The following is a 12995-nucleotide window of genomic DNA, read 5'->3' as shown; positions in this document are numbered from 1 at the left end:
GAAAATTTGTATTATGAGACATGGTGAAGCAGGGTTTTCTGCTTCATCTGATGCAAGTCGACCGCTTACTGCTTATGGCATCGAACAAGCGAATCAAGTAGGTCAATGGCTTCAACAGCAACACTTTAAATTTGACTTAGGTTTAGTGAGTCCTTATTTACGAGCAGAACAAACTTTTGCCCAACTATCCTCTCATATCCCTATTTTAAAAGTAAAAACAGAAAAGCTTTTGGTACCAGGTGGAAGTGCTGCTTCTATTGCTGATTTTTTAATGACACTCATATCACAAGATGTTAAGCAAGTGATTATAGTTTCACACCTTCCATTAGTCGGCTATTTAGTCAATGAGCTTTGTCCTCATATTTCGCCACCGATGTTTCCAACAGCTGCAATTGCATGTATTAACTACTCAATTGGCACCGCAGGAAATCTTGAATGGTTTCATCAAGCGGAGTAAAAAAACTTAATCTTTTTGATTTACCGTTAACCGGACGTACCTTAATTGAAGCCTCGGCCGGAACAGGTAAAACCTATTCACTTGCCTTTATCTATTTGCGATTGTTATTAGGCATAGGAAAAAACAGTTATCCCAAGCCACTTAGTATTAATCAAATTTTAGTTGTCACCTTTACTAAAGCGGCAACGCAAGAGCTGCGTTCACGTATTAGAGCAACTATACAAGAATTAAGAATAGGGTTATTGCAAGGTAAACATTCAGATCCGATATATCAACAATTGATTGAATTAATTGATGATCCTCAGGCTGCGATTCAAAAATTGACTGAAGCCCAACAATCAATGGATGATGCTGCTATTTATACTATTCATAGTTTCTGTCAACGGATCTTGACTAGTCATGCATTTGAATCGGGTGTACTTTTTGAACAAAAATTAATTACTGATGAGCAGCAATTACACTTACAAGTTACTCAAGATTTTTGGCGTCATTATTTTATTCCTTTAAATAAACCGCTTGCTCAGATAGTTTTTGCAACTTGGCAAGATCCAGACGCCTTATTAGCTAGTATTAAACCTTATTTGGGTTTTGATTTTAACCAAAACACAGATGACAATATCGATCTTGTGAATATTATTAATGATTTTTATCAGCAAAATTTTCACAACATCGAAATGTTAAAAAAGGCTTGGTTAGAATCAGTAAATGAATTAACCGATATTATTATTCAGTCAGGCGTCAGTAAACAATCTTATAGTAATCGTTATTTACCTAATTGGATTGCCAAAGTTTCTGCTTGGTGCCAAACACCAACAACGACGTTTAAGTTACCAGCTGAACTTGAAAAGTTTAGTCAAGTTGTATTGATTGAAAAAACAAAAGCCGATAAAACGGCCCCCCGACATTTAGTTTTTGAGCAAATAGCAGAACTTTATACAAGCCAACTGGATTTACGCAATGAAATTTTGATGCACATTGTTAAAATTATACAAAAAGGCATTTATTATCAAAAGATTAAACGTGCCGAGATGAGTTTTAATGATCTTATCTGGCAACTTAATAGGGCCTTGCAAGCTAAAAATGGTCATCGATTAGCACAAAGTATTGCAAAAAAATATTGTGTTGCTTTAATCGATGAATTTCAAGACACCGATCCAGCACAATATCAAATTTTTGATCGTATTTATAATAAACAGCGAGTAGATACAGGTTTATTGTTTATTGGTGATCCCAAACAAGCAATTTATAGCTTTCGTGGCGCTGATATATTTACTTATTTAAAAGCAAAACAATCCGCAGGTGAAAACAATTTTACCATGTATGTTAATCATCGATCTTCTTCTGAAATGGTAAAGGCTGTAAATCAGTTATTCGCTAATCGTCAACATCCTTTTATTTTTGATCGCATTCCCTTTTTACCTATGGAAAGTGCAACAAGAAATAATCAAAAAACGTTGATAATCAATGATCAAGAGGCAAATGCTTTAACGACTTATTTATTACCTGAAACTATAACAACAATTACAGATTATCAAGAACATATGGCGAATTGTTGTGCCAAAGAAATTGTTTCATGGTTAACGGATAGTTCAATATTCATCTGTGATAAAGATGGCAAACGCCCTGTGACTACTAGCGATATTGCAATTTTAGTGCGCACTGGACAAGAGGCTGAAATAATTCAACAAAAACTGGCGATTTATGGGGTTAAAAGCGTTTATTTATCCAGTCGAAATAGCGTATTTTCGTCAAACGAAGCACAGGATGTACTTTCTCTATTGCAAGCTGTACTCATGCCAGAAAATGAGGCCGCATTACGTTTAGCGTTAATGACTAGGTTATTAGGTCAAACCATGACAGAACTTGAGCAATTGATTGATGATCAAGATCAGTGGGAAAATTTAGTAGAGGAATTTAAACAATATCAGATTATTTGGCAACACTATGGGGTATTAGTGATGTTACGTCGTTTGATGAAACGGCGACACTTAGCTGAAAATCTTTTAGCTTGCCAGAATGGAGAACGAATATTAACTAACTTCATGCATTTAGGGGAATTACTACAAGCAGCTGCTGATGAGTTAGATAGTTTACCAGCTTTAGTTCGTTGGTTGACTAAGCAAATAGTTAATCCTGATTTAAATTTAGAAAATCACGAACAACGTTTAGAAAGCGATGAAAATTTAGTCAAAATTATCACAATACATAAATCTAAAGGGTTAGAGTTTCCAATAGTTTGGTTGCCATTTGCGGCTAAATATCGCCTTGCTAATAGCCAATTTTATCACGATAAAAATAATGATTATCAGCCAAGCTATGCGTGGTTATTAACCGATGAAATCAAGCAACAAATTGAAGATGAACATCTGGCAGAAGATTTACGTTTGCTGTATGTGGCAATGACTCGCTCCGTTTATCACTGTAGTATTGGTTTAGCTTCTTTGAAAAAAAATCAATCAGCGATTAATTATCTTTTAAATGATGATTTAAGGTCGATAGCCAAATTTTCAAACTTAATTGAGGTTGAATTACCTATAGTCGGTGAACAGTATATTTCACCAAAAACAGCAAACAGCACGTTGTCTGCGAATGTATTTAAGCGTAAGCTTTCGAATTGTTGGCGTGTTACAAGTTATACTGAACTTCAAAAGCATAATGGTAGTTCAATATTTAATTATGATATCTTCGATGATTGGGATGAATCTCAATCAAATAATCAAGAGCAACAGTTAGAGCAATTATATGATATTCATCATTTTCCAAAAGGTGCTTATGTGGGTACGCTTATGCATAAAATGATGGAAAATGTTGCAGCGAATAATATTGCTCAATTATGTGATGAGATGATAAAAAAACTCAATTTAGAGGCAGTCTGGACCGATGTTGTAAGTAATTGGATGCAACACGTGCTTAGCACAAAACTTAATCAGCAAGGGCTTACATTAGCGCAACTATTAAGTGGAAAATGTATTCACGAGCTTCAATTTTATTTACCTATTCGTCAAGCGGTGTCTAGCTTGCAATTGGACTCTTTATGTAAACAATATGACCCTTTATCTAAACAATGCCCAGAATTAGATTTTGAAACAGTACAAGGTATGTTGAAAGGTTTTATTGATTTAGTGTTTGAATTTGAAGGTAAATATTATATTGTTGATTATAAATCGAATTGGTTAGGTGATTCTGCCGCTTATTATCAAAAGCCTGCATTAGAGCAGGTAATGTGTGAACATCGTTATGAATTACAATATCAACTCTATTGTTTAGCATTACATCGATTTTTAAAAAGTCGTTTAGCCAATTATCAATATCAAGACCATTTTGGTGGTGTTTATTATCTTTTCTTACGGGGTATGCCCGAACACGGGATTTTTTATTGCCAACCAGCAAAGCAGTTCATAGAGCAACTTGATGAGTTATTTGACGGTGATAATAATCTCAAAATTTAATCTGTTAATCTTAGCACTTGATGGTTTAAGCTATTTTTTCCCTTAGAATTTGACAGATTTTTATGTTGACATGTGGATATCTAAACGAAATACAGAAGGTATCGAATAATACCTTCTGTATGACTTATTGGTTAGTAATAGTTAAATTTTATGAACATTTAAAAACCAATTGATAACTGTAATGCTTTTTGGTCAGTAAAAATTCTTTATGGACATTTGGGGTCCAAGAATCATCACCACCAATTCCCATATGAAATGCATCAATGCTGACATAAGCGCTGTGTTCTGGTTGCAATAAATGCCGATGTGATTTTTCCATTAACTGTTTTGTACCATATTGATTAATATTAAATTTAAATTCATGGCCAGTAACGGTTAATTGATTGAGTTGTAATTTTTTTACATCGCAACGTAAACCATTTTCACAAGGAAAAATATATGGCGTGTAAAGTTGGGAGAAAGGTAAACACCAGTCACTAAAGATTGCCGACGTTTTACGATCTGGATAATTTTCGTGTGGGCCTAAACCCAACCATTTTACCTTTTTTGGTATCTGTTTTAATTGAAATGTTAACCCTATACGTGCAGGCGGTGGCATATTATTCGCAATATCAATTTGTACAGATAATGTTAGTTGTCCTTGCTGATCAAATTGGTATAACCATTTACTTTGAATCACTTTTTGGTTGTTGACAAAATAACCATGTAAAACTTCGATGATAATTTTATTAATTGATTGGCTCACCTCAATGCCTAAGCATTGATGCGTTAAATCGTAGTAACCAGCTGACCTCCATTTTTCTACCCAAGCATAAGGGTTATTGTCAAGACCACTACTAATACCAATATCATTATCAATTGGTGCACGAATAAATTGATCAGCAAAAGCCGATTCTAATAATGGCTTATTGCCTTTAAACCATTGTTCTAATCGACCCGTTGCTTTAGTTAATTGCCAACGTTGATTTTTATAATTTATGAGATAATTATTCTGATTTTCGGTTAATTTAAGCGAACTTTTATCTTGATTAAAAGTCAGTGATGGAATAAAAGCGTTGGTTAACTTCCACTGTTCCCATGCGACAAGATGTCCGGCAGCGGACCATGGCGTAGCTTTGCTTTGAATAATTTTGACTAATAAATGCAAATCTTCACAGTTAAAATCATTACCGACATCATCACACAAAACCATTTTTATTGTGCTATTGGCTTTAATGTCCAGTTTGGTTTTGCTGTATTTCCTTTTTTTACCCTCGACTAATAACTCCCATTGTAAAACCTCATGATTGGTATGATGAAATAAATACTCGCTGGTTATCTCAATCACTAATGGTTTTTGACTGATTAATTTAAATTGATAGGGTTGCTGTAATTTTTTAGCTTCGATTAAACTAGGATGAGGTTTGCGGTCGGGAAACACTAATCCATCTAAGCAAAATTGTCTATCATGATATGCTTCACCAAAATCTCCACCATAGGCCCAATAACTTTCACCCGTTTGAGTTTGACAGCGAATACCATGATCTGCCCATTCCCAAATAAATCCACCTTGCAAACGAGGGTATTGCCTAAATGCTTGCCAATACTTATAAAACGCACCTAAACTATTACCCATGGCATGAGCATATTCACATAAAATCAGTGGCCTGTGTTCATCAGGCATTGAAATCCATTTTGTTATTGCCCATTTAGGGACTGTTGGATGCGGTTGATCTTGTTCAACACGTGCATACATAGGGCAAATGATATCGGTAGCAGCTGTATTAGCACCACCACCTTCGTATTGTACAGGTCGCGTTGGATCATTGCTTTTAATCCAAGCATAAAGTGCATCATGATTAGCACCATGACCGGATTCATTTCCTAATGACCAGATTATAATTGAGGGATGATTTCGATCACGTTGTACCATGCGCGTGACGCGTTCGCTATACGCTGCAAACCAACGAGGATCATCCGATAAACGGGACATAGGAAACATACCATGTGACTCAATATTGGCTTCATCCACTAAATACAGCCCATATTGGTCACAAAGTTCATACCATCTTGGATCATTAGGATAATGACTACATCTAACTGCATTAAAATTGTGTTGTTTGATGAGTTTTATATCATGCAACATCGCTTGTTCTGTTACGGCATACCCCATATCAGGATAAAATTCATGCCGGTTCGTCCCTTTTATGAGTAGAGCTTTACCATTTAAGCAAAGCTGACCATGTTTGATTTCGACTGTCCGAAAACCGACATTGTAGGCTTCTGATTCTATCAACCCTGTTTGTTTATGATATAAACTGATAACCACACGATAAAGATTCGGCGTTTCCGCGCTCCATAATTTGGGGCTGGTGACTGGTATATGGCAGTCTAAGCGATCGTGATATCCGCCTTTTTCGTCAACAGCATCAGTACCAATGCTTTGAGAATGCTTAGTCATTAATTTATTTTGTTGCCATAATTCAATATCAACATTGAATAAATCTGTGTCACCATCAAGATTGACATCAATCTGTAGTGAAAGCGTGGCATTTTGATAAAGTGCATCGAGTTGGGTTTGAATTTTTATGTCACGTAAATGTGATTTCGGTTTATTTAATAACCAGACTTGGCGAAAGATACCGCTCAATCGCCACATATCTTGATCTTCAAGATAACTACCATCGCACCACTTTAATACTAATACAGCAATGCGATTTTCACCGGCCTTTAAAAAAGGGGTTAAATCAAATTCTGCCGCAATACGACTATCTTGAGAGTAACCAACCCATTGACCATTACACCAAAGATGAAACGCTGAGCTGACACCATCGAATATAATTCTGGTATTTCCTTGCGCCAGCCATTGTTGAGTAATATTGACATAGCGAGAATAACAGCCTGTGGGATTTTGCTCAGGTACAAAAGGTGGATTATAAGGAAAGGGATAGCGTATATTGGTATAAACCGGTTTATCATAACCCTGCAATTGCCAATTAGATGGAACAGCAATAGTTGTTTTGGCTAACTCATTTTTTAACCATGATTCTGGTACTTGATCTGGGCTATTGTAATAGCTAAAAAACCAATCGCCATTTAGTGACATAATGGTGTCTGATTTCAGATTGTTTTTAGCGCTCTGTTTATCTCGCCAACTGTGAAATTTAGCATGCGTATCGAGTCTATTCATACTTAACACAGATAAGTTATTCCAATCATGGCGGTTAATTATTTCATTGAAAGAAGGGGTCATATATTCTCCATTTACTGTTCTGTTAACCACTATTTTTTATTGATCGTAGTTAATGGCATGAGCATTAATTGTTATAGATTATAAGTAACAGGTGATTTAAAACAGTGATCTAGGTAACATTCATGTAACCGAATACATCTTTTTTTTAAATGGATAGATTTGTGTGTATTTTTTGTTTGTGATTTTCGATTACATCCCCTTTTGCATATAAATAGATGAATATTACTGTGATATAGGTCACAGCTTAGACATTTAATTTATTTATCATTATTTTTATTTGTTATATTAAAAAACGATAATTATTCTTCAAAGGATTGTTACCGCTGTATAACGGGCAAAACCTAAAGAATAGCCATAAAAAGCTATTCTTTAGGTTTTTTTTTGCCTCGAATTTACGAGGCTTCATTATGTTTTATAAAATAATGAGTAGGTAAAAATGAAATATTTAACAAATAAGGTTGTAAAAGTCATATCCAAACTAAAACGAATTGCGTTAATTGCGATGTTAAGTTTATGTTATTTGCCAAATGTTATGGCCGCAACGTCAGAAGAGTTAGAAGCAAGGATAACAATTTTAGAGCAGAAGTTACTGGAGATCAGTAAAGACTCAGCGGATTTAAAAAAGCAAGTTGTTGAGTCAAACAAGCAAATTGCTCAATTAAATAATAATATTCAAAAACAACAAGTCGTTATTAACAATCAACAAAGACAATTAAAAAATCAGACAGCCTCACTCACCAATTCTAAAAAATCGGCTAGTTCACCACAAATTAATACAAATAATAACGTAAGTGATAATCAAATCGTGTTAGTTAATGATGCTAAAACTTCTTCCTCATCAGACGAAGGTAGTTCTGCAAAAAAATCTTTTACCCTATCTGAATTTAAAGATTATATTAAAGATGAAATTGGGTTTTCTTATAACGGTTATTTCCGTGGTGGATGGTCAACATCAAATAATGGTAAACCTAAAAATTATGCTGAAGGTGCGTTAGGTCGATTCGGTAATGAATATGGCGGTTGGTATGATCTTATTTTTAAACAAAAAGTTTATGATCAAGATGGGCGTAGAGTCGATGCTATTGTCATGATTGATGGGAATGTGGCAACCAATAAGGCTGCGGGTTTATTTAATATCCAAGATGATAATATTATGCAATTCTCTGATATTTATTTAGCTACTAAAGGATTTGTACCTCGTTTCCCTGATGCAACATTATGGATTGGTAAGCACTCATTACCTTACAACGAAATTCAGATGCTTGACTGGAAAACGCAAAAAACACCTGCTGGTGGTGGGGTAGGGATTGAAAATCTTGCCGTTGGTGTTGGTGTGCTTGATTTAGCTTTAGTTCGAGCTGATGTGAATGTAAAAAGTAAAAAAGCTGATGTGGTTGGTGTTGATGAAAATGGTAATCAGATTACCCGACATAAAAAAGAGGACGTTGATCTTAATGAAATCGAATTACGTTATCATAACATTCCATTGTGGAAAGATGCTCTGTTTGGCATAAATGCACGTTATTCAGCACCGAATAAATCCAAAATTCAAGACAATGTAGAAGTCAAAAATGCATGGCTTGGTAGTTTTGTCTTACGTCAGAATGAATTTTTTGGTGGATTTAATCAGTTTACACTACAAGCAGCGACAAATTCAGTTGCTTCACAATTAGCCAACATTAATACTAATAATCCAGAGTTTGCAGCTAATGCTGATAATGATTATATTGGTGAACATACTGGTGGTAAAGCTTATCGCTTGGTTTCTGAAGGTGAAGCTTATTTAGCTGATAATGTTATTGTTGCCCATGCATTGGCGCTAACTACGGGTAATGATGTTTATTCTTATGATCTACATCGTGCTCATACTGATTTTTCTAGTTTTAAATCAGCGGTAAGACCTGCATATATATGGGATACCTATAATCAGAGTGGTGTTGAGCTAGGCTATTTTAGACAGAAAAATAAAACCAATAGTAAAACTTATGTTGAGGAAGGTTATAAAACAACGCTTTATCATTCTTTCAAAGTCGGACAAAGTATTTTATCTTCTAGACCTGATATTCGTTTCTATGTTTCATATATTGAATCATTGCAAAATGATATTAGTAAGTTTGATTTTAATGGTAAGAATCACCAAATTAGTTTTGGGGTACAAACAGAGGTGTGGTTTTAGCTAATATCTTTTAATCTAGAGGGATAATACAATACGATTATCTGAGCTAATATTATGCATTAAAAATCATTAATTAAGCTCAGATAAGTAGTGATTATCCTCTATTTTTGATAGTTTTAATAAACAAAGATGTTATTGGTCGTTAATAATCATGTTATTTGATTAAATTGACAGAATAACGTTTAGTTAGCGTAGGTATAAATATATTAACTAAATTAGCGGGTGGCGCTTCACCTTTAGCTAGTTTTAATGCTAGTTCAGCAGCTTGTTCTGCCATAGTTTGTAATGGATAACGTATAGTTGTTAATTTAGGGTGTAAGTACCGAGCAAGAAGTAAATCATCAAAACCTATAATAGAAATGTCGGTTGGAATTTTTATATCATTATCATATAACACTGACATTGCACCAGCCGCCATAGAGTCATTATAACAAGCTATTGCGGTAATTTGACGATTGCGTTCGAGTAATGTCATCATTGCTTGTTCGCCGCCGATTTCGTTAGGTGAGGCAAAAGCTATAAGTTTTTCATCAAGCTCGATATTATATTCAGCTAAAGCATCTTTATAGCCTTGCAAACGGTCAGATGCATCTGAGATATCATGGTTTGAACATAAATAACCAATTTTAAGATGTCCATGTTGAATTAAATGTTTCACCGCTAAGTAGGAGCCATAACGATCGTCGAGTGCAATACACCGTTTTTCAAAGCCGCTAACTACGCGATTGATTAATACCATTCCTGGTACTTGTTGCATTAATTTTTTTAATATACTGTCGGGCAAAACCTTAGCATGAACAACTAATGATGAGCAGCGATGTTCGATGAGTTGGGTTATTGCATTATATTCTTGATCATGTTGATGATAGCCATTTCCGATTAATAAAAAATTGCCTGTTCGATGAGCTACTTTGTCAACGGTACTTACCATCTCACCAAAAAAAGGGTCGGAAACATCGGCAACAACAATGCCTATGGTATTTGAATTTTGTTGGGATAACGCGCGAGCATTGGCATCAGGATAGTAATTTAATTTTTCCATAGCTTTTTTTACAATTTCACGTGTATTTTCGCTAACATTGTTTGCATTATTAATAACACGAGATACTGTTGCCACTGAAACTTTGGCTAATCGTGCAACATCTTTTATTGTCGCCATAAAACTACCTTTTAATTGATTACTACTAATTATTTATATCCATATTTGATACTTTATGTTTGTCCATATAGAGTTTTGTAAGATTACCAATGATTCAAGCAAAAGGGCTCGCAGTTTGGGAGGAATCCTGTACTTAAAATCTTTAAGTGAATTCAGTATGTAATACTCTGAATATATGAGCCAACGCATTATAATACGAGAAAATTTTGCTTTTGCCAATTGCTCTCTGGTTTGTCGAATCGATTCAGTTTAAATATATTAACTAAGAGGGATTTATGCTGTTGAAATCCCTCCTGAGTCGCTAAAAAATTCAGTCTCTTTGCTAAACAATTTATACCGATGTGATCTTGATCAGCATTGCAGTTGCGGGATCTAGTACTGGTAGGGGTAACCCAATATTCATTAACCAATCACCCGATAACGTTGTGCTTTTTACCATCCAATTAGGTAGGGCTTTCATGACATGTCCATTCACTTTAGGATCAATATTATTGGGCATGTCGAGAATTTCAATCTGATAATCCTTATCTGTTAATAAACCCTCTAAACGTAAATTACCACTCAAAGCATAAGTCGGTAAAATAAGTTGTGCGACTATAAAAGCGGCCTCAGTTTGGTCTTGGCTAACAACACCATAACTCTGCATGGCTTGACTATCATCAACATCTAAACGAATAAAATTGCCTGAATGGAGCAATGGACGTAATTGTTTATGTAATTTTATGTAATTAGCAAATGATAGTTTTTCTTGTTGTGATTCTTTTACCGGATCGAGTTCTACCCCCATATGGCCAAATAGTGCAGTTAAACCACGTAAATTCATATTAATTTGCCTATATGTGGTATGGCATAGTGCTCCACCAATATGGGCTCCCATTACTTCAGGTGGGAAAAAATAACTCATGCCGCGTTGAATGATTTGTCTATCTAAAGCATCGTTGGAATCCGATGCCCAAAAACGTTGTGTACGTTTTAAGATTTCATAATCAATGCGACCACCGCCAGATGAGCAAGATTCAATTTCGACATTCGGGAATTTTTTTTGCAAAATATCGAGTAATCGATAAACAGCTTTAGTTTGGCTAACTATAGCTGGATGACCATTATGACCAGCTTGTACGATTTCTCTATTCATATCCCATTTTATATAGTCTATATCGTAACTTCCAAGTAACCAGGTTAATCTTTCGAGCAAATAGTCAAAAACATTTGGATTTTGTAAGTCTAGTACATATTGATGACGACCTTCAGGTTGTTGATAACCTTGTAGTTCTAATAGCCAGTCAGGATGGGCACGATATAGATTAGAGTTTTTGTTAATCATTTCAGGTTCAACCCAGATACCAAATTCCATACCAAGGTCTTTAACATGTTTAATTATTGGTTCTAAACCATTTGGATATTTGCGCTCATCAAGATACCAATCCCCTAAGCCTTGATAGTCATCATCGCGATGGCCAAACCAGCCATCATCAATAATAAATCGTTCAACACCAATTTGAGCAGCTTGTGTCGCCATTTTCATAATATAATCGGGATTATGATCAAAAAAGATGCCTTCCCAAGTATTAAGATGAACAGGGCGTGGTTTATGAGCAGGGAACTTAATAATAGTAGTCCTTAAAAATTGATGAAAGTGCTGACTCATTTTATTTAAACCTTGATCACTATAGGTTGCATATAACCATGGTGTACTTACTGTTTCTCCTTTAGCTAAAGATATTTCACCCGCAAGGTAAAGTGCTTCGGCTTGAATAAAACGTTTTCCATTACTTTTGACGGCTACTTGTATGCGGTGGTTTCCGCTCCAACCTAAATGGATTCCCCATACTTCTCCTGTTTGTTCCTTAAAACCGCTTGTACCTACAATCATTCCAGGAAAATATTCATGTGAAGTTCTTCCTCGGCGATTTTCTTGTAAGTATCCGCAATGTTCAATTTTAGTTCGATGTGGAAAAAATTCTTTAATCCACCGACCATTAAATGCCATTAACTCTTGCGCACGTTCAGGTATAGGTAAGGTTACTGACAAACGATTAACTTGATAAGGTTGCTCTGCTAAATTGGTGAGGCTATTTTGACATTGCAAAACACCACTTTCATCTAATATGAGTTGGCTAGTTAAACGGAGCTTGGCAATCTCATCTTCACTAATAATAGTGATATTGTTATTGTCTTTTTTGACTTCTTTAGTGATAAATACTGGAGACCAATCTTTGCCATTTCGATGACCCTCAAGACCCGGTGTGCTGAAGTTGCCTAAACCCTCTTCAGGACAAAGTGTGAATGGTACATTAATATCTAGACGTGAATTAGGCACGGCAGGGTTAAGCATATCGATAGAGTCGATATTTAAAGTTTGTAATCGTTTTCCAAAATAACAGATTTCAGCATAAGGTTGCGTGCGTAAAATTATATCTAATTTGCTGTTGCCAAGATGGTAATTCATGTGTTCTCCAATATTGATTACTAAAACAATTCTTATACAGTAATGATAATTTAACTAGAAGGATATCATTAAT

The 12995-nt window shown here is 35.2% G+C and carries 6 protein-coding genes; 3 read left to right on the top strand and 3 right to left on the bottom strand.

Annotated elements, in window-relative coordinates; genetic code table 11:
- The first annotated feature begins 13 nt into the window (after positions 1 to 13).
- Both sixA and recB read left to right on the top strand, forming a co-directional pair.
- Positions 14 to 457: a phosphohistidine phosphatase SixA gene (gene sixA / locus A9G03_RS07140; protein WP_179854749.1), complete on the top strand. Its 444-nt coding sequence runs from the start codon at positions 14 to 16 to the stop codon at positions 455 to 457.
- Positions 436 to 3906 carry an exodeoxyribonuclease V subunit beta gene (gene recB, locus A9G03_RS07135; RefSeq protein WP_065798812.1) on the top strand — a complete coding sequence of 1157 codons (3471 nt, stop codon included), beginning with the start codon at positions 436 to 438 and terminating at the stop codon, positions 3904 to 3906. Before sixA ends, recB begins: the two co-directional genes overlap by 22 nt.
- A gap of 148 nt (positions 3907 to 4054) precedes the next feature.
- Here recB and A9G03_RS07130 read toward each other — a convergent pair whose 3' ends face one another.
- Positions 4055 to 7138, bottom strand: a complete 3084-nt coding sequence (locus A9G03_RS07130; RefSeq protein ID WP_065798811.1) for a beta-galactosidase — start codon at positions 7136 to 7138, stop codon at positions 4055 to 4057.
- A 436-nt stretch (positions 7139 to 7574) separates the two neighbouring features.
- Here A9G03_RS07130 and A9G03_RS07125 point away from each other — a divergent pair, with 436 nt between their 5' ends.
- The gene (locus A9G03_RS07125) at positions 7575 to 9314 is read left to right on the top strand and encodes a carbohydrate porin (RefSeq protein WP_081297520.1); all 1740 of its coding nucleotides are present in this window, start codon (positions 7575 to 7577) and stop codon (positions 9312 to 9314) included.
- A 154-nt stretch (positions 9315 to 9468) separates the two neighbouring features.
- Here the strand turns inward: A9G03_RS07125 and A9G03_RS07120 are convergent, their stop codons facing one another.
- Together A9G03_RS07120 and A9G03_RS07115 are read right to left on the bottom strand one after the other, a co-directional pair.
- Positions 9469 to 10473: a substrate-binding domain-containing protein gene (locus A9G03_RS07120; protein ID WP_065634366.1), complete on the bottom strand. Its 1005-nt coding sequence runs from the start codon at positions 10471 to 10473 to the stop codon at positions 9469 to 9471.
- A gap of 331 nt (positions 10474 to 10804) precedes the next feature.
- Positions 10805 to 12922 (bottom strand): alpha-galactosidase, encoded by a 2118-nt coding sequence (locus tag A9G03_RS07115; RefSeq protein WP_065798810.1) that lies wholly within the window; start codon positions 12920 to 12922, stop codon positions 10805 to 10807.
- Positions 12923 to 12995 lie beyond the last annotated feature (73 nt).

The organism is Gilliamella sp. wkB171 (assembly GCF_001693755.1).
In the GTDB taxonomy this organism is placed as follows: Bacteria; Pseudomonadota; Gammaproteobacteria; order Enterobacterales; family Orbaceae; genus Gilliamella; species Gilliamella apicola_F.
This window is presented reverse-complemented; position numbering and strand designations above follow the sequence as displayed.